The sequence below is a fragment of the Halomarina salina genome, from assembly GCF_023074835.1.
In the GTDB taxonomy this organism is placed as follows: Archaea; Halobacteriota; Halobacteria; order Halobacteriales; family Haloarculaceae; genus Halomarina; species Halomarina salina.
On sequence record NZ_JALLGW010000006.1, the window covers coordinates 15,924 to 40,168 of the forward strand.

General features: G+C 68.4%; 24 protein-coding genes. 11 read left to right on the top strand and 13 right to left on the bottom strand.

The window, feature by feature from the left end; translation table 11 throughout:
• Window positions 1-80: 80 nt before the first annotated feature.
• Window positions 81-1,034, bottom strand: coding sequence for a glycosyltransferase family 2 protein (locus MX571_RS21655; protein ID WP_247421604.1), 954 nt, complete (start codon window positions 1,032-1,034; stop codon window positions 81-83).
• Window positions 1,035-1,201: 167 nt separating this feature from the next.
• Here MX571_RS21655 and MX571_RS21660 point away from each other — a divergent pair, with 167 nt between their 5' ends.
• A complete protein-coding gene (locus MX571_RS21660) occupies window positions 1,202-2,740 on the top strand; it encodes a lipopolysaccharide biosynthesis protein (RefSeq protein WP_247421606.1) in 1,539 nt (512 codons plus the stop codon).
• Window positions 2,741-2,743: 3 nt separating this feature from the next.
• Window positions 2,744-4,255 carry a lipopolysaccharide biosynthesis protein gene (locus MX571_RS22870; protein WP_247421609.1) on the top strand — a complete coding sequence of 504 codons (1,512 nt, stop codon included), beginning with the start codon at window positions 2,744-2,746 and terminating at the stop codon, window positions 4,253-4,255.
• Window positions 4,256-4,330: 75 nt separating this feature from the next.
• Here the strand turns inward: MX571_RS22870 and MX571_RS21670 are convergent, their stop codons facing one another.
• Complete coding sequence (locus MX571_RS21670; protein WP_247421612.1) at window positions 4,331-4,546, bottom strand: hypothetical protein; 216 nt, start codon at window positions 4,544-4,546, stop codon at window positions 4,331-4,333.
• A gap of 231 nt (window positions 4,547-4,777) precedes the next feature.
• Here MX571_RS21670 and MX571_RS21675 point away from each other — a divergent pair, with 231 nt between their 5' ends.
• The 6 genes from MX571_RS21675 to MX571_RS21700 all read left to right on the top strand — a co-directional run bounded on the left by MX571_RS21675 (window position 4,778) and on the right by MX571_RS21700 (window position 11,501).
• Entirely contained in the window at window positions 4,778-5,740 is a 963-nt protein-coding gene (locus MX571_RS21675; RefSeq protein WP_247421615.1) for a sugar phosphate isomerase/epimerase family protein, read from the top strand.
• Between the two features lie 86 nt (window positions 5,741-5,826).
• Window positions 5,827-7,347 (top strand): glycosyltransferase family 39 protein, encoded by a 1,521-nt coding sequence (locus MX571_RS21680; protein ID WP_247421617.1) that lies wholly within the window; start codon window positions 5,827-5,829, stop codon window positions 7,345-7,347.
• Between the two features lie 179 nt (window positions 7,348-7,526).
• Window positions 7,527-8,510 (top strand): glycosyltransferase family 2 protein, encoded by a 984-nt coding sequence (locus MX571_RS21685; protein ID WP_247421620.1) that lies wholly within the window; start codon window positions 7,527-7,529, stop codon window positions 8,508-8,510.
• Window positions 8,511-8,579: 69 nt separating this feature from the next.
• The gene (locus tag MX571_RS21690; RefSeq protein WP_247421622.1) at window positions 8,580-9,653 is read left to right on the top strand and encodes a Gfo/Idh/MocA family protein; all 1,074 of its coding nucleotides are present in this window, start codon (window positions 8,580-8,582) and stop codon (window positions 9,651-9,653) included.
• Complete coding sequence (locus MX571_RS21695) at window positions 9,650-10,516, top strand: DUF362 domain-containing protein (RefSeq protein ID WP_247421625.1); 867 nt, start codon at window positions 9,650-9,652, stop codon at window positions 10,514-10,516. The genes MX571_RS21690 and MX571_RS21695 overlap by 4 nt, the downstream gene beginning before the upstream one ends.
• Window positions 10,509-11,501, top strand: a complete 993-nt coding sequence (locus MX571_RS21700; RefSeq protein ID WP_247421628.1) for an NAD-dependent epimerase/dehydratase family protein — start codon at window positions 10,509-10,511, stop codon at window positions 11,499-11,501. Before MX571_RS21695 ends, MX571_RS21700 begins: the two co-directional genes overlap by 8 nt.
• Window positions 11,502-11,909: 408 nt before the next feature.
• Here the strand turns inward: MX571_RS21700 and MX571_RS21705 are convergent, their stop codons facing one another.
• From MX571_RS21705 to MX571_RS21720, 4 genes are all read right to left on the bottom strand, one after another.
• Complete coding sequence (locus MX571_RS21705) at window positions 11,910-12,395, bottom strand: ArsR/SmtB family transcription factor (RefSeq protein ID WP_247421632.1); 486 nt, start codon at window positions 12,393-12,395, stop codon at window positions 11,910-11,912.
• Window positions 12,396-12,729: 334 nt separating this feature from the next.
• The gene (gene glmS / locus MX571_RS21710; RefSeq protein WP_247421635.1) at window positions 12,730-14,547 is read right to left on the bottom strand and encodes a glutamine--fructose-6-phosphate transaminase (isomerizing); all 1,818 of its coding nucleotides are present in this window, start codon (window positions 14,545-14,547) and stop codon (window positions 12,730-12,732) included.
• A gap of 205 nt (window positions 14,548-14,752) precedes the next feature.
• On the bottom strand, window positions 14,753-15,364 hold the full coding sequence (locus tag MX571_RS21715; RefSeq protein WP_247421651.1) for a DUF7344 domain-containing protein: 612 nt from the start codon (window positions 15,362-15,364) through the stop codon (window positions 14,753-14,755).
• 399 nt (window positions 15,365-15,763) lie between these two features.
• Window positions 15,764-16,684 carry an NAD-dependent epimerase/dehydratase family protein gene (locus MX571_RS21720; RefSeq protein WP_247421654.1) on the bottom strand — a complete coding sequence of 307 codons (921 nt, stop codon included), beginning with the start codon at window positions 16,682-16,684 and terminating at the stop codon, window positions 15,764-15,766.
• 142 nt (window positions 16,685-16,826) lie between these two features.
• Between MX571_RS21720 and MX571_RS21725 the strand changes: the two genes are divergently transcribed.
• Both MX571_RS21725 and MX571_RS21730 read left to right on the top strand, forming a co-directional pair.
• Window positions 16,827-18,020 (top strand): FG-GAP repeat domain-containing protein, encoded by a 1,194-nt coding sequence (locus tag MX571_RS21725; RefSeq protein WP_247421656.1) that lies wholly within the window; start codon window positions 16,827-16,829, stop codon window positions 18,018-18,020.
• Window positions 18,021-18,159: 139 nt separating this feature from the next.
• Complete coding sequence (locus tag MX571_RS21730; protein WP_247421658.1) at window positions 18,160-19,968, top strand: right-handed parallel beta-helix repeat-containing protein; 1,809 nt, start codon at window positions 18,160-18,162, stop codon at window positions 19,966-19,968.
• 57 nt (window positions 19,969-20,025) lie between these two features.
• On the opposite strand, the gene MX571_RS21735 is transcribed toward MX571_RS21730, so the two are convergent.
• From MX571_RS21735 to MX571_RS21760, 6 genes are all read right to left on the bottom strand, one after another.
• Window positions 20,026-20,181, bottom strand: coding sequence for a hypothetical protein (locus tag MX571_RS21735; RefSeq protein ID WP_247421660.1), 156 nt, complete (start codon window positions 20,179-20,181; stop codon window positions 20,026-20,028).
• Between the two features lie 135 nt (window positions 20,182-20,316).
• Window positions 20,317-21,150 carry a YqcI/YcgG family protein gene (locus MX571_RS21740; protein WP_247421664.1) on the bottom strand — a complete coding sequence of 278 codons (834 nt, stop codon included), beginning with the start codon at window positions 21,148-21,150 and terminating at the stop codon, window positions 20,317-20,319.
• Between the two features lie 254 nt (window positions 21,151-21,404).
• On the bottom strand, window positions 21,405-21,743 hold the full coding sequence (locus MX571_RS21745; RefSeq protein ID WP_247421665.1) for a hypothetical protein: 339 nt from the start codon (window positions 21,741-21,743) through the stop codon (window positions 21,405-21,407).
• A 49-nt stretch (window positions 21,744-21,792) separates the two neighbouring features.
• A complete protein-coding gene (locus MX571_RS21750) occupies window positions 21,793-21,975 on the bottom strand; it encodes a hypothetical protein (protein WP_247421667.1) in 183 nt (60 codons plus the stop codon).
• Between the two features lie 100 nt (window positions 21,976-22,075).
• A complete protein-coding gene (locus MX571_RS21755; protein ID WP_247421669.1) occupies window positions 22,076-22,282 on the bottom strand; it encodes a hypothetical protein in 207 nt (68 codons plus the stop codon).
• Window positions 22,272-22,478 carry a hypothetical protein gene (locus MX571_RS21760; protein ID WP_247421670.1) on the bottom strand — a complete coding sequence of 69 codons (207 nt, stop codon included), beginning with the start codon at window positions 22,476-22,478 and terminating at the stop codon, window positions 22,272-22,274. The genes MX571_RS21755 and MX571_RS21760 overlap by 11 nt, the downstream gene beginning before the upstream one ends.
• Before the next feature lie 245 nt (window positions 22,479-22,723).
• On the opposite strand from MX571_RS21760, the gene MX571_RS21765 reads away from it, so the two are divergent.
• Complete coding sequence (locus MX571_RS21765; RefSeq protein ID WP_247421672.1) at window positions 22,724-23,620, top strand: M48 family metallopeptidase; 897 nt, start codon at window positions 22,724-22,726, stop codon at window positions 23,618-23,620.
• A gap of 21 nt (window positions 23,621-23,641) precedes the next feature.
• Here MX571_RS21765 and MX571_RS21770 read toward each other — a convergent pair whose 3' ends face one another.
• Complete coding sequence (locus tag MX571_RS21770) at window positions 23,642-24,223, bottom strand: DUF502 domain-containing protein (protein ID WP_247421673.1); 582 nt, start codon at window positions 24,221-24,223, stop codon at window positions 23,642-23,644.
• Window positions 24,224-24,245: the final 22 nt, after the last annotated feature.

The window sequence follows — 24,245 nt, forward strand, 5'->3', positions numbered from 1 at the left end:
CCCCTACCCCGAATGAGTAGGTGTGCCACGAGTTGTCAACTTCGACTCTCGTCCGTCGCGGCGAGCGACGTCCCCCGCCGTCACGCGCCGTCGGTCGCCCGTCGCCCGGCGACGGCCCGCTTCACCCGCTGGAGCGTCCGGAACAGCGGTCGGCCGCCGAGCGACACCGCCAGCAGCAGGTAACCCTCGTGGTCCGTCGGGTCGGTCCGAATCGCGCGGGCGGCGAACCGGCGGGCGTCGTCGTAGTGGCCCGCTTTCAGCGCCGACCCCGCGACGGCCGTCGCGCGCCCCGCGACGAGTCGCCGCTCGACGTCGGAACCGTAGTCGGCCGCCAGCGGCCGGAACGTCTCGACGAACAGCGGGTACGCGACGTCGCGCTTCGTCTCGAAGTCGTCGGTGATCTGCTCGTGGTCGCCCATCCGGTGGACGACCAGCGGTTCCCGCACCGACACGACCTGGCCGTGTCGCGACAGGCGGATGGGCCACTCGCGGTCCTGCCAGCAGGGGAACCGCTCGTCGGGGAGTCCGGCGGCGTCGACGGTCGACCGACGGACCATCAGCGTCGAGAACGTGCCGAACGGGTCGCCACACAGCAGGTCGACCGTCGCGTCGCCCGAGACCTGGGGTCGAAGCACGTGCGTCACCTCGCCGTGGGACTCGTAGCGCAGGCCGGTCGCGACGAGGCCCACGTCGGGGTCCTCGAAGGCGGCCACCTGGCGCTCGACCTTCTCGGGGAGCCAGACGTCGTCGTCGTCGATGAACGCGACGAACTCGCCGTCGCTCGCTTCGATGCCGGTCGACCGGGCGGCGTTCGCGCCCTGGTTCTCCTCGTGGCGGACCACCCGGAGCGTCCGGTCGCCGGTGTCGACGCCGTCGAGTTGCGGTTCGACGGGCGACGGCGAGCAGTCGTCGACGACGACGAGTTCGATCTCGTCGTACGTCTGGTCGACGACGCTCTCGATGGCCTCGGGGAGGAACTCGGGCCGTCCGTACGTCGGGACGACGACGCTCACCAGCGGTGCCTCCTCGCTCATTACTCGGGGATGGTGACCTATCGACTTGGTTAGGGGGAGCCTGTCCCCACGGCCACGGTGTGACACGGTCTCGGGCCACGCTGGCTTAGGAGTGGTATAACAATGGCCGGCCCTACGGAGTATCGAACAATGACTGGTACGTACGGCGCGATGGACGTGAGACGGGCATGATACGCCGACTCCTCCGTCTCGTCCGAGGCGCGCTCTCCCCCGGTGACGGGCTGACGGAACGCACCGTCAAGGGCGGGATGTGGGTGGCGGCGCTCAACGTCACCGACCGGATGCTCCAGCTCGTCCTGATGGTCATCCTGGCGAACCTGCTGGGCGCGGCGGAGCTGGGACTGTTCGGCGTCGCGCTCGTCGTGATGAGCGGCGTCAAGCGGTTCTCCGAACTCGGCATCAATCAGTCGCTCATCTACGAACGCGAGGAGAACGTCGACCACATGCTCAACACCGCGTGGCTGCTCGACACCGCGCGGTCGGTCGCCGTCTTCCTCGTCCTGTTCCTCATCGCCCACCCGCTCGCGAACCTGCTGAACGCGCCCGACGCCGCCATCCTCATCCAGTTCATCGGTCTCGGGCAGGTGTTCATCGGGCTGCGCAACCCCGGCGTCGTCTACTTCGAGAAGGACCTCCAGTTCCACAAGCAGTTCGGCTACATCATGTCGGGGTCGGTCGTCCAGTTCGTCGGCGCGATCGCCTACGCGATGTACGTCGAGGAGACGGCGATGGCGCTGGTGGCCGCGTTCGTCGCCAGCGACTTCGTCCGGATGTCCGCCTCCTACCTCCTCCACGACTACCGGCCGAGCGTCTCCTTCGACATGGAGTCCGCCCGGAGCATGATCCACTACGGGAAGTGGCTCACGGCCAACTCCATCCTCTACTTCCTCTACAGCGAGGGCGACGACCTGCTCGTCAGCGGCTTCCTCGGCCCGGCGTCGCTGGCGTTCTACCAGCTCGCCTACCGCTTCTCGAACGCGCCCGCCACGGAGGTCACGCACGTCATCTCCAGCGTCGCGTTCCCGGCGTACTCGAAGGTCCAGGACGACACGAAGGCGCTGCGCGAGGGGTTCCACCGCACGCTCCAGATGACGACGTTCCTCTCGTTCCCGCTCGCGATGGGCATCTTCGCCATCACCCCGGCGTTCGTCGAGGCGTTCCTCGACCCCGAGTTCGAGGCGATGATACTCACCATGCAGATACTCGCGGTCTTCGGGCTGATGCGCTCGATGGTGGCGACGTTCGGGCCCGTGTTTAAGGCGACCGGTCGCCCCGACCTCATCGCGAAGTTCTCGCTCCTGCGGGTCGTCCTGCTCGCCATCGGCCTCCCGCTCGTGCTGTGGCAGTACGGACAGCCCGGCGGACTGCCGTTCGGGCTGACGGGCATCGAGGGGGCCGCGCTGGTCATCCTCGGCGTCCAGATCGTCCCCATGACGGAGCTCGACGTCCTGTACGCGACCCGGATCGTCGAGACGAGCTACGCGCGCATCCTCCGTGACGTCGCCTACCCGCTCGCCGGGAGCCTCGGGATGGCCGCCGTCGTCCTCGGCGTCGACGGGGCGCTCGACGTCGCTCCCGTCGTCGAGTTCTTCGTCCTCGCGGTCGTGGGGGCCGCGACGTACGGCGTCGCCGTCCTCGTCCTCGACAGACTGGGCTGGGGCGTCGGCAGGAACGTTCGAACGATGGTCGCCTCCATGTCCGGGTGAACAGTGGGGCTACGCTCACTCCTCCGGCGGCTCGTCTCCACCGACGGCTCGCTCGCCTCGCGGACGGTCATCGGCGGCATCTGGGTCGCGATGACCAACGGCGGGGCGCGGGTGCTCCAGCTGGTGATGCTGGTCGTCCTCGCGCGACTGCTGTCGCCCGAGGAGTTCGGGCTGATGGGCATCGCGCTGCTCGTCATCGCGGCGCTCACGCGGTTCTCACAGCTCGGGCTCGACCAGGCGCTCATCCAGCGCCCCGAGGAGAACGTCGACGACTACTTCGGGACGGTCTGGATACTCAGCATCCTCCGCGCGCTCGTCATCGGCGGCGCCGCGTTCCTCTCCGCACCGTACGTCGCCGACTTCTTCGGCGAACCGCGGGCCGTCATCGTCCCGCTCCTCTCGCTCATCGCGCTCGGGCCGATCGCCCGCGGGCTGGAGAACCCCGCTGCCGTCTACTTCGAGAAGGACCTCGAGTTCCACAAGCAGTTCCTGCTCGTCGTCTCCCGCGCGGGGACGCGCGTCACCGTCTCCATCGGCTACGCGCTGTACGACCCGTCGGTGTACGCGCTCGCGTACGGCTACGTCGCCGGGTACACCGCCCAGACGGTGTTCTCGTACATCCTCGCCGACCGGTGGTTCCGGCCGTCGTTCGACCTCGAGAAGGCCCGCGAGCTCATCGACTACGGGAAGTGGCTCATGGGGTCGGGTATCCTCTCGTACCTCTACGGCGAGGGTGACGACGTGTTCGTCGGCCGCGTCCTCTCGACCCAGGCGCTCGGCTACTACCAGCTGGCCTACCGGCTGTCGAACGCGCCCGCGACCGAGGTCGCACAGACCATCTCGAAGGTCGTGATGCCGGCGTACTCGAAGATACAGGACGACATCCCCGCGGTCCGCGAGGGGTTCCGCCGGACGCTCCGGCTCTCGACGCTCGTCGCGTTCCCGCTCGGTATCGGCATCATCGCCGTCGCCGACCCGTTCGTCGCGACGTTCCTCGGCTCCCAGTGGGGACCGATGGTCCTCCCGATGCAGGTGCTGACGCTGTACGGCCTCCTGCGAGCCCTTCGGACGCCCGCGGCACCGCTGTTCAAGGCCCTGGGCCGCCCGGACCTGATGACGAAACTCCAGGTCGTCTCGCTCGTCGTCATGGCCGTCACCATCTACCCGCTGACGGTGACGTTCGACCTCGGTCTCGTCGGGGCGTCGCTGGCGGTCGTCCTCTCGGGGGCCGCCTACCTCCCGCCCGCCGCCATCGTGACGAGGCGACTCATCGACGAACGCCTGCGGACGCTCGTCGTCGTCCCGATGTACCCGGCGGTCGCCAGTCTCGTGATGGGTGCCGTCGCCTACGGGGCGGGGCAGGCCGTCTCCCAGGCCGTGGGCATCCCGGCCGTGACGTTCGTCGTGACGACGCTCGTCGGGATGGTCGTCTACCCGGCGGTGCTGTTCGCGCTGGAGTGGCAGTTCGACTTCGGACTGAACGAACTCATCAGACAGGTCAGACAGGGTATCTGAGCCGGACGGCTCCACTCCGGTGAGCGAGACGCCCGCGCGGTGACTGCGTCGCTCCGCCACCGCTCCGTTCGGTCACTACTTCTCCGTCACGTCGCTCCGTGACCGGCGCGTCCGGCGGTCGCCGGCGACGCCGACCGCGACGGCGTACGACAGCGTGACGCCGACGACCCACGCCGAGAGCGCGAGCAGGCCGTCGTCGGCGGAGAGCGCGAGCAGCGGAACGACGACGACGCCACAGAGGACGATCGCCGCGAGCGTGACCAGTGCGTCCGTATCGAGTGGTCGTGGCATACTCGTCGATTCGATGTGTAGTGATTAAGTTAGATACTCTCTGCCACGATCGCTCCGGCTCCGAAGGGTGGGTCGACGCCGGACGAAACCGATAGCCTGCGTCGAGTCGGGGACGTCGGGCGGCGGGTCGTTAGTGGTCGGTTGGCGACGTGTGACGGCTCGTACAGGGACCCAGTGGCGCTATAGGCTGGCTATTACAATGGCTTCGGGAACGGATGGTCAGGATATGACGTGTCTCGACGACGGGCCGCTCCCGGCCGGATGGAGGGTCAGTTCGTGAAGCCGGCCATCCAGCTGTACTCGCTCCGTGACATCGACGAACCGCTGCCGGACATCATCCGGCGGGTCGGCGACGCCGGGTTCGACGGCGTGGAGTTCGCCAACCGACTGCCCGACGCCGACCCCGACGACGTCGTCGCCGCCCTCGCCGAGGTGGACGTCGAGCCAATCGGTGCGCACGTGAGTCTCCGGGAACTGGAGGCCAATCCCGCGGGCTGTGCGGCCCGCTACGCCCAGGTAGGCGTCCGGCGACTCGCCATTCCACACCTCCCGCTGGCGCACTACCGGACGCCGAAACGCGTCGACGCGCTCGCGCGCCGACTGGACAATCTGGGCGCTCGACTCGCCGACCACGGCGTGAACCTGGTCTACCACAACCAGGTCCACGACTTCGTCCCGCTGCGCCGACTCTCGCTGCTCGAACGCGTCACGACCGCGGTCCACCCGTATCCGAGTGGCGCCGGCAAACCACGGACCGCCGTCGGCCTCCTCGGCGACCGACTACACGACTCGCTCACCTCGCTCGACGCCATCGTCCCCGTCGAGCGGACCGCGTTCGGTCGACTCGTCGACGCCACCGACTCGGAGTACGTCTCGTTCGAGGTCGACGTCGGTGCGGCGACGGCCGCCGGCCAGGACCCCGTCTCGGTGCTGGAGTTCACCGGCTCGCGGACGCCGCTCGTCCACTTCAAGGACACCGCCGTCGACGGCCAGCACGGGCCGCTGTCGGAGTGGCGCTCCGTCGACCCGACGACCGGCGACGTGGACTTCGAGGCGACGCTCGCGTCGGCCAGCGACCTCGGTGCGGAGTGGGCCGTCTTCGAACACGACGCCCCCGACGACCCGGTGCTGGCACTCAGGCAGGGTGCGGACACGCTCGTCCGGTCGGTCCAGGCCGCCAGCCCGGACGCGTAACGGTCGGCACCCGGCCGCCGGACGTGTAATTTCGGCAAATAGTTTGTAACCCATAACTATGGGGCTAGCATCGCGAGGAGGTGGTAATGCGATGGGACCGGTCGCTGGACTCCCGGCACGCGCTGCTCGGTATCGTGCTGGTCGGGGCCGCAGTTCGCCTCTACGGACTGGGCGTCGAGAGTCTCTGGACTGACGAACTCATCACGCTGGAGTTCGTCCGGCGGTACTCGACGGTCGAACTGCTCGTCGAGGTTCCACTCAACCAGCCCCATCTCCCGCTGTACTACGTCCTGCTCGACCTCTGGATCGGCGTGTTCGGAACGTCGGCGACCGCCCTTCGACTGCTCTCGGCGCTGTTCAGCATCCTCGCGATTCCGCTGCTCTACCTCCTCGGACGTGACCTGTTCGACGGGACGGCCGGACTGGTGGCCGCGCTCGTCTTCGCGCTCGCGCAGTTCCACGTCTACCACGCCCAGGAGGTGCGGATGTACAGTCTCGTCGCGCTCCTCACGGCCGCCTCGCTGTGGCTGTTCGTCCGCCTGTTCGAGGACGGGGCGATGCGCGGCACCGCGGCCGCGTACGTCCTCGCGACGCTCGCACTCCTGTTGACCCACCCGTTCGCCGCTCTGGTCGTGTTCGCCGAGGCGGCCTACGTCGTGTTCCGGGTCGCCACGGGGCAGTGGGTCCCCCGGTCGCTCACCGTCGGGACGGCCCTCGCCGGCGTCGGTCTCGTCCCGGTCGCCGCCATGGCGCTCCATCGGGTCGGACTCGGCGGGGCGACCTCGACGCCGTTCCCCTACATCCCGCAGCCGACGCCCACGATCGTCGCGGAGGTCGTTCTGCAGTTCTTCGCGCAGACCTCCATCCTCCTCGCGACGCTGTTCGTCGGTGTCCTCGTGGTCGGGACCCTGACGCTCGGGCTGACCGACGGCTGCGTCTCGAAGTCGGTGTCGCGCTCGCCTCGTGCGACGGTCCGGGGGCTCCGCGAGCGCGTCTCCCTCTCCTCCGAACCGGGCGTCGAACTGCTCGTCGTCCTGCTGCTGGCGACGTTCGTCCTCCCCATCGTCGTCTCGTTCGTCCTCTTCCCGGTGTTCTGGCCGCGATACGTCCTCCCAGCGTCGCTCGGCCTCTATCTTCTCGTCGGCCGCGGCGTCTCGCGCATCCAGCGGCCGCCGCTCCGACTGATGCTGGTCGCCCTGTTGCTCGTCGGTCTCGTCCCCGTGACGGCGTACGACCTCACGACGGACACCCACGAGCAGTGGGACGAGGCGACCGCTCACATCGAGGAGGAGGCCTCCCCCGGCGCGCTGGTCATCGTCGCCGACCAGATCACCGAACGAGGGGTCGAACACTACCGGACCCGCTCCGACATCGAGGTCGAGGGGGTGGTCGTCGCCGGGTCGGGCACGGGGCGGGAGCCAGCGACCGACGCCGAGATACGAGCACTGATGCAGGGTCACGACGAAGTGTGGTTGGTGCTCTCTCACACGGATTCGTCATCTGACCGACGTCTCAGGAACCTCGTCGGCGCGCACCGGGACCAAAAAGCTGAGCGTAATTTCCTTCAAATCGACGTATACCACTACGAACGGGGGAATCAGGAGTGACGGACCGTTCGGACAGCAATCCTGAAGATAACCCCGCAAGAGTCGGTTGCAACAGTTTCGTCGCCTCGGGAGCGTCTGATGGCTCTAAACCCCGAGGTGGCGTTGAGGACGATACGACAGGGGCAGGCGACCAGGACCCGGTCGGGGACCGGGAGGGGTCGCCACTCGTCGGCACACGCATGAGCACAGTACACGAGGTTCAGAGGGCCGAAGGTGAACGAACAGTCGAGCAGGCAGTCGAACGAGCGTCACTCGACGCGCCGTTCGTCTCCGTCATCGTACCGGTCTACAACGACCCGGACGGGCTCCGGGACACGCTCGACGCACTGACCGACCAGACGTACGACCGCGAGCGGTTCGAGGTGCTGGTCGTCGACAACCGGTCGCTCGACGACACCAGAGCGGTCGCCGCCGACTACGCCACCCGCCACGAGAACGTCCACGCGCTCGACGAGCGCCGCCGTCAGAGTTCCTACGCCGCACGCGTCCGGGGGATTCGCCGGGCCCGCGGCGACGTCCTCGCGTTCATCGACGCGGACATGACCGTCGACGCCGACTGGCTCGAACGCGCCGTCGACCGGATGGACGAGGACGACCTCGACTACATGGCGTGCAACGTCGAACTGTACGCCGAGGACGGCGAGACGCTCGCCTCGAAGTTCAACGAGATGAACGGCTTCCCCATCGAGAAGTACGTCTCGCAGCTCCACTTCGCGCCGACGTGCTGTCTCCTCGTCCGCAAGGAGGTCATCGACGAGGTGGGGCCGTTCGACGCCCGGTTCGTCTCCAGCGGCGACCGGGAGTTCGGGCAGCGCGTCCACGACGCGGGGTTCGACATGGGCTACGCCGACGACGTGCCGATGTACCACCCCACCCGGACGTCGCTGAAGTCGCTCGTCAAGAAGGCCGTCCGCATCGGTCGCGGCAAACACCAGATGCGACGGCTCTACCCCGAGCGCTACGGCCACCCGAAGCTCCTGCTGTTCTACCCGGGGCTGTACGCGCCGGAACTTCCCAGCCAGGTCAGCAGTTCGGTGTCGGGCTGGGACGACCTCGACCGGGAGGAGAAGCTCCGGTTCTTCCTGTTCGCCAACGGGCTGAAACTGGCCCGCGCGTACGGATCGGTCCGCGAGGCGATCGAGCGGACAGTAGCCAGCGAATAACAAGATAGCGAACACGCCTCCCCTGCAGTATGGAGCCGACCGATTCTACTTCGATACGTGGTGAGCGCCGTGGATGACCTCCGCGTGGGGCTGCTCGGTGCCGGGAACATCGGCACCGTCCACCTCCAGTCGACCCGCGGCATCGACGGTGCGACCGTCGTCGCCGCGGCCGACGTGGTCCCCGAGAACCGCACACGCGCCGAGAAGCAGGGCGTCGAGCGGACCTACGAGGACTACACCGACCTGCTGGCCGAGGAGGACATCGACGCCGCCATCGTCGCCCTGCCGCCGTTCCTCCACGCCGAGGCCGCGACGGCGGCCGCCGAGGCCGGCTGTCACGTCTTCGTCGAGAAACCGTTCGCCCGCACCGCCGAGGAGGGCCAGGGGATGGTCGACGCCGCCGACGAGGCGGGCGTCTCCATCGGCGTGGACCACACCATCCGCTACCAGCCCGAGGTCCAGAAGCTGAAGGAACTGTACGACGCGGGTCGGGTCGGCCACGTGCCGCTGGCCTCCATCGCCCGCATCAACAACGGGCCGTTCAGTGCGCCCCCCGCCCGCGAACCCATCTCGGGGTGGATGCTCGACCCCGACGCGACCGGTGGCGGCGCGCTGATGGACCTCGGCGTCCACCTGTTCGACGTCCTGGAGTGGTTCTTCGGCGACCTGACCGTCGAGTACGCCCACGTCGACGCGTCGATGGACCTCCCGTTCGAGGACAGCGCGCTCGTCGTCGTGAGCACCGAGGCGGGCACGCAGGCGACCGTCTCCGCCGGGTTCTTCCAGTGGGAGACGCCTCCGGACATCACGGGCTACTTCCGCCTCGAGGGCGTCGCCGACACGCTGCGCAGCGAGGACCACATGCCCGGCCAGTTCATGGCTCACGCCGCGAAGTCAGCGCTGGAGAACGTCGCCAAGCGCGCCCGCGGCCAGGAGCCGGCGTACTTCAAGCCGACCTACTACTACCAGGCGCACTACCGAGCCCTGAAGGACTTCCTCGACGCCGTCGCGGCTGGCGAGGAACCGCCGGTGAACGGCGCGGCCGGCCTGCGGATGGTCGAGCACGTCGAGACGGCCTACGAGATGGCCGAGGGGACCGCGGTCGCCGACCGCGTCGGCGCGAACGTGGAGGCGGACCGATGACCGACGCTCCGCGCGTCGTGGGCCGCCGGACGGACGTCAACGGCCCCGGACTGGCCGGGGCGGTGACGGACCTCGTCGCCGACTGCGGGCCGGAGCTGGACGACGTGCTCGTCCTCCCGGACTGCCACTACCCGTACCACCCCTCGACCGGGATGGTGACGAACCCCGACGTCGTCGAGGCGCTCGTCGAGACGCTCGCCTCCACGACGGACGTGACGCTCGCGCTCCCGGACTCCGAGTACGTCGACGACGCCCCCTCGCTGCTGGGGTACGACGGGCTCGCCGACCGGACCGGCGTCGAGACGCTCGACCTCGGGACGTGCGACACCGTCGAGCGGACCGTCCGCATCGACGACGTGCGCCACCACGTCGAGGTCCCGCGACCGCTCGACGAGCAGTCCGTCGTCGCCGTCCCGACGCTCCGGGCCGACCCCGGCCTCGCCGCCGCGATGGTCACGCTCGGCCAGGGGGCGACCGGCTCGCGCGAGACGCGAGATGTCGTCGCCGCGAGCGCCGTGGTCGACCCCGAGTTCGTCCTGCTCGACGGGACGTACACCTACACCGGCGCACCACACAGGGGGCGGTTCCTCGTCGCGGGCACCGACGCACCCTCGGTCGACCGCGCCATCGCCCCCATCGCGGGGCTGAAACCGAAGCAGGTGCCGTACCTGCGGCCGTTCGGCGTCGGCCGGGAGGCCATCGATGGCCTCCACGCCGAGGAGCTGGCCGCCGAACTGCCCCACGAGGACACCGACCCGAACGGCGGCGAGATGCCCGCCGTGGCGGGCGCGGGCTTCCGCCTCTACGCGAAGGTGACGGGCGACCTCGTCCCGCCGCAGTTCTCGGAGGGCAGCGATGACTGACCGGGCGCTCGTCACGGGCGCGACGGGGTTCCTCGGCGGCCACCTCGTCGAGCGGCTCGTCGCCGACGGCTGGGACGTCACCGCCACGCGCCGCGAGGGCAGCGACACGAGCGCGCTCGACGGTCTCGATGTCGAGTGGGCCGAGGCGGACGTGCTCGACGCCGACGCCGTCAGCGACGCCGTCGAAGGCCACGACCGGGTGTTCCACCTCGCGGGCATCGGCCTGCAGGCCGCCGACGCGCCGGTCGTCGAACGCGTCAACCGCGACGGGACCGAGAACGTCCTCGCCGCCGCCCACGAGACGGGCGTCGAGCGCGTCGTGTTCACCTCGACGGCGGGCACCCGCCGCCGGGCGAACGGTATCGCGACCGAAGCGGACGTCGCCGACCCCATCGGCGCGTACCAGCGCGGGAAGGCCGCCGCCGAGGACCGCTGCGACGAGTACGGCGAGCAGGGCCTCGACGTGGTGACGGTCCACCCGACGTCCATCTTCGGCTCGCGCGACGAGGAGTTCACGGGCCGCCTGCTGCGGATGGCGTCGGACCCGAAGCTCGCCGTCCACCCGCCCGGCGGGGCGAGCTTCGTCGGCGTCGACGACGTCGTCGACGGCACCGTCGCGGCGATGGAGCGCGGGACGGCCGGCGAGCACTACCTGCTGGCCGGCGAGAACCTCCGCTACGACGAGGCGCTCGACGTCATCGCCGAGGAGATCGACGGCCACGCGCCGCTGGCGCAGGTTCCCCCGCAGGCGATTCGCGCGGCGGGACCGGTCGTCGGCGTGGTCAACCGCGTGCTCGGAACGCGGATGTTCCCGTTCGACGCCGAGATGGCGCGGCTCTCGACCCAGGAGCTGTTCTACAGCCCGCGGAAGGCCCAGCGCGAACTCGACTACGACTACGCGCCGCTCGCGGAGCTCGTGCCCGAGGCGTGGGAGTGGTTCCGCAGTCAGACGACGGACGTAGCCGAACCGGCGAGTGTGGAGTAGGGAGGTTCGGAGTGAGTGAGCGCTAGCGAGCGAACGAGAATCTCCGATAGACGAACGGTGACCGCAGGGAACCGTGAGGAGTAGCGCGAGTCGAGCGAGAGCGAGAATCTCGGAGAGAACGAACGGCGACCGGCGGAAGTCCTCGGGCGATTCGAACGGTGAGCGTCGCGAACCGTGAGCGAACGAGCGCGGCCGCTCTGGTCGTCGCTCTCCGGTATGAATGGGCTTCCCAGGCTCGCAGAGCACGAAGTTTTAGTTGGCACACGAACTGGCACGCGAACCGGGGAAGCTACCCGTCACTTTCGTCTTGCGGATATTAAGTCTTCGCCCGAAAAAACCCGGCCGCGTCGCTCCTCGGGCCGTTCGGAGGTTCGAGAATGAAGTGGATGCGACGCGCGTCGTCGGTGGTCAGTCGTCGTCGGCGCTGAGTTCCATGTCGTCGGCGTCGGTCCGCTGGTTGAGCTCCGCCCACACCGTGAGGAACTCGCTGAACAGCGTCTCGGGGAGTCGCAACTGGAGGTCGACCACGTGTTCGTCCAGGTCGCCCTCGGCCGGTTCGACGACGGTGAACGTCGGGAGCGGCTGGTCGTCGTCGCGGGCCGTCGTCTGGACGCTGATCCCGTTGTCGTCGAACGCGACGTCGACGTTCGACACCGTCGTCGTGTACTCCTTGCCGCCGGAGACGGTGCGCGCGTCGATGCGGGTCCGTTCTTCGAGTATCCCAGCGCTCATCAGTCGGTTGAGCCGCCGGTAGATGGTCGCCTCCGACACCTCACACAGCGTCGCCAGTTCGCCGACGCTCCGCGCCTCGATGGCGCAGGCGGCGAGGATGGTCCGCGAGACCTCGTCGCCGAGGTGGTCGAGCATCTCCGCCGCGTCGGTCTCGTCGGTCACAGCCCCCTCCAAAGCGGTCGCCTCGGTGCACTCGCTGGACATCTATCCGTCATATCGTCCACCGTTGGTACGTATGTGGTCATAGTATTGTACGTCTGTCATGACACTCGACTGGGTAGTGTAGGGGGACGCTGACGGCTACCGTCTCAGTTAGTGCGAACGGTGATAAATGGCGGGGGCGCCCCCATTTCGAGGGTATGGTGTGTCTACTCGGGGGTGAGTGGAGTCGAGCGGGACGGTGACCGTCGTCGCGACTACTGCAGCGCCTGCGAACGCGGCGTCGAGTCGAGCAGCGCTCCCGACTGCGCACGGCGACCGCACACGCCGACGTGCGTCACTCGACGGTGACGCTCTTGGCGAGGTTGCGCGGCTTGTCGATCGGTCGGCCGAGCTGGTCGGCGGCGTGGTACGACACCAGCTGGAGCTGGATGTTCGCGAGGACGCCGGCGACCTCGGGGTGGGTGTCGGGAATCGGGAGGAAGTAGTCGGCGAACTCCACCTGGCCCTCGAGGCTCTCGGGAGCGACGACGATGACGGGCGCGCCGCGCGCCTGTACCTCCTTCAGGTTGCTGATGGTCTTGAGGTCCTCCTCGCCCGTGATGACGCCGAAGACGGGCGTGTTATCGGTGACGAGCGCGAGCGGACCGTGTTTCAGCTCCGAGGCGGCGAACCCCTCGGCGTGCTCGTACGATATCTCCTTGAACTTCAGTGCACCCTCCAGCGCGACGGCGCGAGCGGGGCCGCGACCGAGGAAGAAGTAGGCGTCACAGTTGTACAGCGCCTCGGCCACCTCGGCGGCTGGCGTCTCGTCGAGCACCTGCTGGACGTCGCCCGGCAGGTCGCCCAGCCCCGACAGCAGGTCGCGGACCTCGGCGCGCTGGACGCCCGTCGAGTCCTCGGCGATGCGCTCGCCGAGCAGGGTGAGCGCGACGACTTGCGAGGAGAACGTCTTCGTCGCGGCGACGCCGATTTCGGGACCGGCGCGGATGAACAGCGACTCGTCGCACTCGCGGGTCACCGACGACCCGACGACGTTCGTCACGGCGAGCGTTCGCGCGCCCGCGTCACGGGCGCGACGGACGGCGTTCATCGTGTCGGCCGTCTCGCCGGACTGCGTGACGGCGACGACGAGCGTGTTCTCGTCGATGGGTGCCGGGCAGTCGGCGTACTCCCCGGCCATGTAGGCGTTGGCCGTCAGCCCGCGGGCCGTCAGCTGTGCAGCGGCGTACATGGAGGCGTGGTGGGAGGTGCCCATCGAGACGAACTGGACGCGCTCGACGTCGGCGAACGACGCGTCGTCGAACTCCTCCAGCGAGACGTGCCCGGCGAACGTCTCGATGCGACCGTGGATGGTCTGCCGGAGCGACTCCGGCTGTTCGTGGATCTCTTTGAGCATGAAGTGCGGATAGCCCGACTTCCCGGCCGCCTCGGGCTCCCAGTCGACCGTGTCGACCTCGCGGGCGAGCGGTGCACCCGCGAGGTCGGTGATGTCGTAGCCGTCGGGACGGACGGTGACGATGTCGCCGTCCTCGAGGTAGACGACGCGGTCGGTGAACTCCCGGAACGCGGGCACGTCGCTCGCGAGGAAGTACCGGCCGTCGGCCTCCCCGAGGACGAGCGGCGACCCCTGTCGGGCGGCGTACACCTCGTTCTCGCCGTCGACGAGACAGGCGATGGCGTAACTGCCCGAGAGCTGGTCGACGGCCGCGCGGAACGCCGCCTCCGTGGACTTCCCGGCGGTCAGCTCCTCCTCGATGAGGTGGGGGACGACCTCGGTGTCCGTCTCGCTCTCGAAGCGGTGGCCGCGCTCTTCGAGACCACGGCGGAGCGTCTCGTAGTTGTCGATGATGCCGTTGTGGACGACGGCGACGCGACCCGTGCAGTCCTGGTGTGGGTGCGCGTTCTCGTCGGTCGGCGGGCCGTGGGTCGACCAGCGCGTGTGGCCGATACCGATGCTGCCGGTCGGTCGGTCGGTACCGAGCGCCTCGCGCAGGCGTTCGAGGCGACCCTCTCGCTTGACGACGTTGAGGCCGCGGTCGTCGGGGACCGCGATGCCCGCGGAGTCGTAGCCGCGGTACTCCAGGTTGCCGAGTCCGGTGAGCAGTCCGCCGACGGCGTCGTCACCGCCGACACACGCCGTAATTCCGCACATCAGAGGGCCTCCAGAGCTGTGTTCGTCGACGAGTCGTGCTCGTCAATCGTGCGCCAGATGAACATTGTTATCGACGAGAGCAACGGGACAGGCGGCCTTTGTTACGTACCGGTTATCTGGCGAGAAGGCTCGAAGGAATAGCCGGTAGCCACGCGTTACACGACGGAACGGTACCGCCGGACCCGGTTAGTGGCGTGCTGGCGGGTCAGGACGTCGTCTCGCTCGCGAACCGCGAGCGGAGCGCGCCGACCGACAGGACGTCCGCGAGGTCGCCCCCGGAGAGCTGGGCGGCCGTCACGGCCAGCAGGGCGACGGTGCTCAGCAGCGCCCACGCGACGCCGGGAACGGCGGCGAGCGGGCCGAGACCGAGGACGCCGACGGGGACGAGCGCGCCGACGATCAGCGCCGTCGCGAGACTCGCCGTCGGAAGGTCGTCGGGTTCCGGGTCGTTGGCCGTCAGATACGGCGTCAGTTCCTCGGCGGCGTCGTTCAGTTCGACGGTGCCGCGGTGTTTGTCGAACGCGACGATGCTCGCGTCGTCCATCTTCGGGAGGTGACACTGGTACAGCCCGATGTAGACGCGCTTGCGCTGGGACGAGGAGAGCGCGGCGACGTCGACGTCGTTCTCCAGGGCGGCGATGTGTTCGGCGAGTTCGCCGATGTTGGCCGTGCCCTCGTGCTGCCAGAGGTACTGGAGGATGTCGCGGCGGCGACGGTTCTTCAGAATCTCGAACACCGTGTCGAGCGGGAGACTGGACGGTTCCTCGACGACATCGCTCTGTGCGTGCGTCTGCGCCGTAGTGTTGGATATACTCATATGTTCCACCTGTGGCTGGCCGCAGCTGGCTGCACCGACGCGGCGCGAACGTTCGCCCGCGTTAGACCGTTAAGCCGACCGTTTCGGGACGTTATCCGCCCCGATACGGATCGGACTGCGTGCATCCCCACGATGCTGCGTCAGTGGTAGCTACATATGCTGTGACAAGCTTAATAAGTAACTGATTTATGCAACCTGTGCAATCTGGCCCGCCAGACGTTGCACGCTGTGCGAATCTATTCATAGATACGTGAATTTAACCCGCCAGTCCGCGGTCGGTTAACCCGAGTAAATCGAACGATAGGAGCCCATAGCTCCGGAAGTTCCTCGGTGATCACCGAGAATTGTCAGCTAGCTGGTGTTATGTCGGCACGACAGTCCTCACAGTCGATGCGTCGGTCAGCGGGCTGGCTGACGAACGAGTCCACCCAGGCCCTCGCGCAGGGTGACGGTGGGCTCGAACCCCAGGGACGCCTTCGCCTTCGAGATGTCCGCCCGACTGGCGTGGATGTCGCCGGGGCGTTCGTCGACGTGGACGATCTCCGAGCGCGACCCCGAGAGGTCGCGGATCAGTTCTGCGAGTTCGAGGATGCTCACGCTCCGACCGGTACCGATGTTGTACGCCTCGCCCACCTCGTCGGTCGTGGCCGCGAGCAGGTTCGCCCGGACGATGTCGCTGACGTGGACGAAGTCGCGGATCTGCGAGCCGTCGCCCTCGACGGTGATGTCCTGCCCGGCACAGGCCTGTTCGAGGAACGTCGTGATGACGCCGCTGTACTCCCCGCCGGCCTGTCGCGGGCCGTAGACGTTGAAGTAGCGGAGCGCGACGGTCTCCAGTCCGTAGAGGTCGTGGTAGAGTCGCGCGTAGTGGTCCCCGGAGAGTTTCTCGACGCCGTACGGCGACTGGGGCGTCGTCGGCTCGTCCTCCGTGACCGGCACCTCCGTCGGGTCGCCGTAGATGGCCGTCGACGACGCGAGCACCACGCGTGCGTCCGCAACGCGTGCACGCTCGAACACCCCCAGCGTCCCGGCCGTGTTCACCTGGTGGCTGGCGATGGGGTCCTCCACCGACCGCGCGACGCTCGCGTTCGCCGCCTCGTGGAAGACGAGGTCGACCCCCGCCATCGCCTCGTCCAGCGTGTCGGGGTCACAGAGGTCACCGCGAACAAGCGTCGCGTCGCGGTGCAGGTTCTCCGCTCTGCCCGTCGAGAGGTCGTCCAGTACCCGCACGTCGTTCGTCTCGGCGAGCGCCTCGACGAGGTGACTCCCGATGAACCCGGCACCACCCGTGACGAGCACCGTCCGACCAGCGATATCCATACTACTCGGCTAGCCTACGGGGCAGTTTCGTTATAGACGCACTATCCCCACTGTCGAATGATTGTCACGAGGGTCGAGAATCGGCTTCCGGTCGCGCTTTAGTCCGGTTATTACCATACACCTTCTAGCCGACCGTCGAGATATGCAGACACCGGACCACGAGTCCACGACCGGTGACGCGCTCCGTTTCCGTCACGAACGCGTCGACGACAGCCCTCCCGTCGGCCTCCTCAGTACGTGCGAACCGACCGACCTGACCGGCAACGGCCGACCGGACGTCATCGTGAGCGGTCTCGGTGCCCGTCCCGAGCTCTCCGTCGCGGGCAAACGCATCCTCGTCCGCGAGCTGCCGGGGATGGAGGCGCTGTTCCAGCGCCTGGAGACGCCCGTCGTCTGGTACGAGAACCGCGGGCCGGGCGACTGGGAGCGCCACGCGCTCACGACCGACCGCGACCTCCACCTCGACGTGGGGGCGTGTCTCGCCGACATCGACGGCGACGGCCGAACCGACTTCCTCGTCGGCCAGGGGTACGGCCGCTCGGACGTCTACTGGTTCCAGCAACCCGAAGACCCCCGCGAGGAGTGGCGCAAGTTCCTCGTCACCGACCGCTTCCAGAAGTACCACGACCTGCTGGTCGCGGACGTCGACGACGACGGCGACGAGGAGCTGATCGGTCTCTCGCAGGAGGCCGAAACGGTGTTCTACTACGACGTCCCCGCGGACCCGACGGTCGAACCGTGGCCCGAGGCGAACTGCCACGTCGTCGACGAGGGCGTCGACCTCGAAGGACTGTGGGTCGGCGACATCGACGGCGACGGCCGCTCGGAACTCGTCGCCGGGCCGCACGTCTACCACCGCACCGACGACGGCTGGGAGCGCGAGGTGGTCGCCGATGGCTGGGAGAAGACGCGCGTCGCCGTCGCGGACCTTGACGGCGACGGCGAGCCGGAACTCCTCCTCAGCGAGGGCGACGCACCGCTGTACGGCACACACCCCGGCCGCGTCGGCTGGTTCGACTACGACGGCGAGACGTGGACCGAACACCTGCTCGCCGACGAACTGTACTGCCCGCACAGCCTGCAGGTCGGCGACCTGACCGGCGACGGCCACCAGGACGTCCTCGTCGGGGAGATGGCCCACCGCCACAACGACGACCCCGTGCTGTACGCGTTCGTCAACCGCGGCGACGGGACGTTCGACCGGCAGGTCGTCGCCGAGGGCGTCGAGACCCACGAGGCGAAACTGGTCGACGTGGACGGCGACGGCCACCTCGACGTCGTGAGCAAGTCCTACGGCCCACGAAAACACGTCGACGTCTGGTACAACGTGGACTGACGACTTCGTCCCATGGTATCGTAACACATACCGGTTCTTCTCGCCGGTTATGAACTGGTAGCGCTACCGCTAGTTCCTGTTTTAGGCATTATATCTCCATCTAACAATACCGGTCGTTCGTAATAGTCGCGTCCGCAGGATGACAACTAAATCCCTCGCGGTCGCGTTCGCCGCCCTGACGGTCCTCTCCGGTGTCGTCGCCGGCGTCGCCGTCACCGGGACGGCCGCCGCGGCCCCCTCCGACGTCTCGTCGTGTACGGTCATCGACGAACCCGGGGAGTATCGACTGACGACCGACATCACCAACGAGAGCACCTCGAGTTGTATCGAGATCGAGGCCGAGAACGTCACGTTCGACGGCGACGGTCACACCATCGACGGCGTGGACGGTGACGGGAGCGGCATCCTCTCCGGGTACGGGGAGGACGTCGTGAAGAACGTCGTCGTCCGTAACTTCGAATCCGGCCTGGTCGTCAACACTAACAACGTCGACGTTCAGGATAGCGTCTTCGCCGACAACACGGTCGGCGTCCAGGCAATCATGGGCGGCGGCGTCTTCGAGAACGTCACCGTGACGCGGAACGTCAACGGCGTCGAGTCGACCGGGGCCCTGACGTACCGCGCGAGCAGCATCGTCGACAACGAGGAGAACGGCATCGAGGGTGGGACGTACGCCGACCCGACCCTCGAGGGCAGCCTCGTCGCCGACAACGGTGAGAGCGGCATCTCGGTCACCGACGGTACCATCACCAGCGAGAACACCACCTACCGGAACAACGGTGGCTACGGCTTCACCATCGCTCTCGGGACCGTCGACTCGACCGACGACACCATCGTCGACAACGCGGCCGGTGGCGTCCACAGCAGCGGTGAGACCAGCCTCGACGGAACGACCGTCGAGGACAACGGCGGGAACGGTATCGACAGTACCCAGACCGACCTCGGCTACACCGGTCTCGACGTCACCGACAGCGTGATTCGCGGCAACGACGGCGACGGCGTGCTGGTCGGTCTCCCCTACGGAAGCGCGGAGATCCACGGCAGCGTCATCGCCGACAACGCCGATCTCGGCGTGAACAACACCGGTTCCGAAGTGGCCAACGCGACGGGTAGCTTCTGGGGCGCGAGCGACGGTCCCTCCAGCGCGGACGACGAGGACGCCCCGTTCGCGGACCCCGAGACGGGAGCCCTCGCGAACGGCAGCGGTGACGGCGTCAGCGAGAACGCCAGCCAGTCGGGCGTCTCGAACGTCCACTTCGATTCGTACCTGACCGAGAACCCGTTCGCCGACGACGGTGACGACGGGACCGACGACGGTGACGACGGCACCGATGACGGTGCAGACGACGGCCAGGACGACTCAGACGACGAATCGAACGAGTCGGACGACGGCACCAGCGGTGACGACGGTGCCAGTGACGGTGACGATTCCGAGAACGACTCGGATGACTCCGACGACGATGCTGACGACGGGCAGAACGGCGACGACGGCCAGAGCGGCCAGGACTCGCCCGCCTACCAGATCGACGTCGCGACGGGCGACGTCATCGAGCAGCTGGGTGTCGACGGCGACGACGCCGACGACGCACCCGACTTCTACGGCGAACAGGGTCGCCTCCTCCAGGCGACGACGATGACCGCCGACGGTGCGGTCACCGGCGCGTACGCGGTGCCCGACGGCGAGGTCACGAAGTCCCTGAACGGCTGTGCGGTCAGCTACGAGGCGGTGAGCTACGACGCCTCCAGCGGCGAGGTCACGCTCGACGTGAGCGTGAGCGACGACGCGAACTGCGAGGACGTGACGCTGACGCTCGCCGGGTACGAACTGCCCGGCGACGACACCACGTTCGTCCGCGAGCACGCGGACGGCCAGGAACTCGTCGACCACCGGACCGTCACGCTCGCATCCGGCGACGACACGACGGTCACCATCGACCTCGACGGCTGAGAAAGCACAGAGAACGGACGACCGACCTTTTCTTCGACGCTCGACGAGGAGCGACGCTCAGCGCGATTCGCTCAGGTCGACACAGGACTCGGGGGCCGCGCGCATCCACCGGCCGACGTCGACCGCGCCCTCCTCGGGCGTCGGGTCGTGGAACAGCAGCTGGCCGTCGTCTGTCTGGGACGCCACGATGTCGATCGGTTCGTCGTCGGCCACTCGAACGTCGGGTTCACTCGCTTCCATGACTGTTCATATGGTAGGACTGTAAGGACTTAGGAAACGACGGGCTACCCGCTCCCTACACGATGTTCACGAGCGACTACCGTCGGCTTCGGGCGTGATAACGAGGGGCTACGGTCGGGACGTCTCCAGAAGTGTGGCGAGACGCGGGTCGAACTTCGGGTCGATGCGGGGGTGGTCGCGGGTGACGGTCATCGGGCAGTCGTCGGGGGCCTGTGACTCGTCCTGGCTGAACAGGTACTGGGGCCACTCCAGGTCGCCCTCGACGCCCCAGTCGCCCAGGTCGGCGTGGGGACAGACGCCGTCGTAGGACTCCAGTCGGTCCTGGATGACGTCGCGGGCGTGCTGCCCGGCGTCGGTGTCCGCGGTGACGCCCAGGTTCTCGAACAGGGCGCGGGGCTGGAACGTGATCTCCAGGCCGACCGGGCAGTAGCGGCTCGTACGCTGGTCGTAGAACGGCGCACGGCACGTCGGGAACATCGGGACGCCGCCGAAGGAGAACTCCCACTCGCTGTCGTCGGGGTCCGTCGGGATGTCGTCGGGCCACGGGGCCGGGTCGTGGACGTGGAGGAACTGGAGGACGTGCCAGAGCGCCTCGTGGTAGTCGGCCTCCGTCCGCACGTCCGGTGAGGGCCGGAAGAACGTCACCAGCGACGCGCGGTCGGAGTGGTCCTCGTAGATCTGCAGATACTCGTACAGCGTGTCCCGCAGGCCGAGCAGGGCGTCCCGGTCGGTCATCGACGGGACGGCGGTGTACAGCGGGTCGCCCGCGCGCACCGACTCGCTGCCGAAGTGGCACGGGAACGGTGTGTCGTTTCGCTCGCCGAGCAGGCCGTCGCGGAACGTCCGCCAGTGGTCGGCCAGCCACGCGGGCGCGTCGTCGGCCTCGGCCCGCGCCGCCATCGTCGCCTGGTCCTGCAGCGCCCCCTCCCCCGGTTCGTTCATGGTCTCACTCGGGAGTCGTCGAACTTGTGACCATCGGAGCGCGCGTCGAGCGGGTCCGAGCGAGGCAGTCGACGGCGACGGGAGCGTTCGAGCGCGAACGGTGCACGACCCGAACAGCCTCGTAACTATTGACATCGTACAGACAGACGCGGCGCGTACGCGTCGCGTCAGAGGCGCGTCAGAGGCGCGTCAGAGGCGCGTCGGGGCCCGATAGCCGGGGGCCGTACCGGATTTTTCGAGAACGGCCGGGAGAATCAGAGGACGAGCAGGTTCGTCACGACGGCGACGCCGACGCCGACGAGCACGAAGCCGAGGTAGAGCAGCAGGTTGAGCCGGATGAGCGAGAGCGCGCCGCCGATGGAGTCGTCGCGGGTGACGCTCGCGCCGCTCGCGGCGGCCACCCGGCGGTGCAGTCGGACGTGGAGCGCCGCGTACACCGCGATGATCAGTGCGAACACGCCGAGGGTCGCGAGCACGAGCAGCGACTCGCGCAGGACGACGCCGGCCACGAGTGCGACGACGGCGACGACGAACACGACGTTCATGCCGAGGCTCAACTGTCGAGCCGTGGCGATGTCTGCATCGTTCGACATACTCAGACGGTCACCCAACGTTCGGCATAGCGGTTTCGGTCTCGCCCGCCTACGCCACCGGTGTGGTGGCACAGGCGAGGACCGAGAGCAGGAACGCACCTACTCCACCCGCCAGTGCGACGGCGAAGGGGACACCCGCGCTGGCCGAACTCGCGAGTGCCGTCGCCGCCACGACGAGCGGGACGGTCGTGGTCGCCGAGAGGTCGTTCGTGGGCGGGGCCGGTCGGCTCACGCCGACTACCCCTCGTCCGGTGCGACGCGCTCCTCGTCGTCACCCTCGCTGCCGCTGCCGCCGTCGCTCGGCGGGAGTGGCGTGTCCGAGGCCGACGGCATCAGCACCAGTCGACGACGTCGCAGAGGAGGTCCTCCTCGACGGTGAACCACTGCGTGGCGAGCGCGGCCCCCTCCGCTTCGGGGTCGTACACCGTCACGACGCCGTCGTCGGTCGGGTCGGGCGCGTGTGCGAGGTCCCGCTCGGCGGTCGGTTCGACCGCCGTCGTCGAGACGCCGTCAGCGCCGTCCGTGCCGTCAGTTCTCATCGTTCGCGAGGGGGCCGTCCTCGGCGTACTCGACGCAGGCACGCAGTTCGGCGGCGATGGTCTCGACGCGGTGGGAGAACTCCGCGGCGTCGTCGTCCGTGACGATGCCGCCGGTCCACAGCTCCTCGACGAGCGATTCGAGTTCGGTTTCGGTGCGATCGATGTCGTCCAGCAGGGTCGTGTCCTCTCGGCTCATGACATCCACTGCTCGTCACCCTGTCCCCATGTCGATTACAGGTACAGACGTTCGACCCCCGCTCCGGCGGAGGCTACGTGTATAGCGCTCTCCTCGGCCACGTGCAATTCTCATGGACGCGACAGTAATCCTCCGAGGATAGTCCCGCGAGACGGCTCTCGCGGCGTCTCGGTGGGGGAACACCGCGAACGCCCGACGGCGTGGTCGTCGACAAGCGTTTTCGCGTGCTGCACGTAGGAGCGGACATGCGACTCGCCGTCCGTCTCGCGCTGGCGGTCGTCGGCGTGGCCGTCCTCGCGACGTACCTCGCCGGTGCGGTGCTGGTGACCGCCCTGCTCGTCGACGTCGCTCGCGGCGTCGACCCCGCGACGTTCCTCGCCTCGTTCGCCCTCCTCACGGTCGCGCTGGGGTATCTGAGCTACCGCACCGGGACGGCCCGCGTCCTCGCGGGCATCGACGCGAGTGACCTTCCCCGCGAGCGCGCACCGCGACTGTACGCCCGCCTCGACGACCTGTGTGACCGCATGGACCTCGACGTTCCCCGGCTGATGCTGGTCCGGACGCGGACCCCGAACGCGTTCGCGCTCGGTAGCACGGTCGTCCTCGACCGCGCGCTGTTCCGTCTGCTCTCGCTCGACGAACTGACGGCCATCCTGGCCCACGAACTCGCGCACGTCGAGCGCCGCGACGGCCTCGTGAGTTCGCTCGTCTACAGCCTCGCACAGACGCTCGTCGGACTGCTGGCGCTCGCGCTGTTCCCGGTCGCGCTGGTGCTGTCGGGGGTCGCCCGGGCGACCGCGCTGGCCGCCGGACAGCCACTGGACTGGCGGACGACGCTCGCGGGCCGGGTCAGGACGCGCCTCGACAGGCTGGTCGCGGGCCTCCTCGTCGCGAGCTCCGCGCTCGTGATGGCGCGCTCGCGTCGCCGGGAACTCGCCGCGGACGACCGCGCCGCCGAGGTGACGGGCGACCCGATGGCGCTGGCGCGGGCGCTCGCCCGCATCGAGGGGCCGACGTGGCCGTTCGTCCGCGAGGAGAGTCCGATGTCACGGCTGCTCGCGACCCACCCCGACACCGACGAGCGCATCGAGCGACTGCGCGAGCGGGCGGACCGGACGGCGACGCGTATCGAGATACGGTGACCGGCGGACTCGGCGACGGCCTCACTGCTCGGTCTCCCGTGACCCCTCGTCGAACTCGTCGCCACTGGAGAAGCCACAGGAGATGATGCGGATGAGTGCCGCGGAGGCCGACTCGTCGGCGTCCTCGACGCGGTCGGGGTCGGCGGCGACGAGCATCCCGGAGGTCGGGTCGGGCGCGCCGGGCAGGAACACCATCACGTCGCCGTCGGGCGCGCGGACGCCGGTCCGGAAGCCGGTCATCCACTGGCCGGGCCAGGACTCCACCTTCACCGGTTTCCGGGTGCGCTCGTCGTTCGCGAGCAGTCGCCGCGTGGTGAACTTCGCGGCGTTGTAGACGACCCGGAGGACCGGCAGGCGGTTGGCCGTCGCGTCCATCGCGTCGTCGACGAACGGGCCGAGCGCGGTGCTCATCACTCGGCCCACGGTGATGACGACGCAGACGAACCCGATCACGACGAGGGCGACGCGGACCGGGGCGGGGTAGCCCTCGGGCACCCCGAGGGAGGCGACCCACGTGTACAGGATGGCACAGACCGCGACGACGAGCGCGACCGGCACGACGAGCGCCAGCCCCCGCACCATGTCGCGTCGCCACGATTCCATTGCCAGCGGAAGGGACGGGGAC

Bases quoted from the DNA above. Each gene is read 5' to 3' on its own strand.
- MX571_RS21655 (WP_247421604.1), bottom strand. From the start codon at position 1,034: ATGAGCGAGGAGGCACCGCTGGTGAGCGTCGTCGTCCCGACGTACGGA.
- MX571_RS21660 (WP_247421606.1), top strand. From the start codon at position 1,202: ATGATACGCCGACTCCTCCGTCTCGTCCGAGGCGCGCTCTCCCCCGGT.
- MX571_RS21670 (WP_247421612.1), bottom strand. From the start codon at position 4,546: ATGCCACGACCACTCGATACGGACGCACTGGTCACGCTCGCGGCGATC.
- MX571_RS21680 (WP_247421617.1), top strand. From the start codon at position 5,827: ATGCGATGGGACCGGTCGCTGGACTCCCGGCACGCGCTGCTCGGTATC.
- MX571_RS21685 (WP_247421620.1), top strand. From the start codon at position 7,527: ATGAGCACAGTACACGAGGTTCAGAGGGCCGAAGGTGAACGAACAGTC.
- MX571_RS21695 (WP_247421625.1), top strand. From the start codon at position 9,650: ATGACCGACGCTCCGCGCGTCGTGGGCCGCCGGACGGACGTCAACGGC.
- MX571_RS21700 (WP_247421628.1), top strand. From the start codon at position 10,509: ATGACTGACCGGGCGCTCGTCACGGGCGCGACGGGGTTCCTCGGCGGC.
- glmS (WP_247421635.1), bottom strand. From the start codon at position 14,547: ATGTGCGGAATTACGGCGTGTGTCGGCGGTGACGACGCCGTCGGCGGA.
- MX571_RS21715 (WP_247421651.1), bottom strand. From the start codon at position 15,364: ATGAGTATATCCAACACTACGGCGCAGACGCACGCACAGAGCGATGTC.
- MX571_RS21720 (WP_247421654.1), bottom strand. From the start codon at position 16,684: ATGGATATCGCTGGTCGGACGGTGCTCGTCACGGGTGGTGCCGGGTTC.
- MX571_RS21725 (WP_247421656.1), top strand. From the start codon at position 16,827: ATGCAGACACCGGACCACGAGTCCACGACCGGTGACGCGCTCCGTTTC.
- MX571_RS21730 (WP_247421658.1), top strand. From the start codon at position 18,160: ATGACAACTAAATCCCTCGCGGTCGCGTTCGCCGCCCTGACGGTCCTC.
- MX571_RS21740 (WP_247421664.1), bottom strand. From the start codon at position 21,150: ATGAACGAACCGGGGGAGGGGGCGCTGCAGGACCAGGCGACGATGGCG.
- MX571_RS21745 (WP_247421665.1), bottom strand. From the start codon at position 21,743: ATGTCGAACGATGCAGACATCGCCACGGCTCGACAGTTGAGCCTCGGC.
- MX571_RS21755 (WP_247421669.1), bottom strand. From the start codon at position 22,282: ATGAGAACTGACGGCACGGACGGCGCTGACGGCGTCTCGACGACGGCG.
- MX571_RS21760 (WP_247421670.1), bottom strand. From the start codon at position 22,478: ATGAGCCGAGAGGACACGACCCTGCTGGACGACATCGATCGCACCGAA.
- MX571_RS21765 (WP_247421672.1), top strand. From the start codon at position 22,724: ATGCGACTCGCCGTCCGTCTCGCGCTGGCGGTCGTCGGCGTGGCCGTC.
- MX571_RS21770 (WP_247421673.1), bottom strand. From the start codon at position 24,223: ATGGAATCGTGGCGACGCGACATGGTGCGGGGGCTGGCGCTCGTCGTG.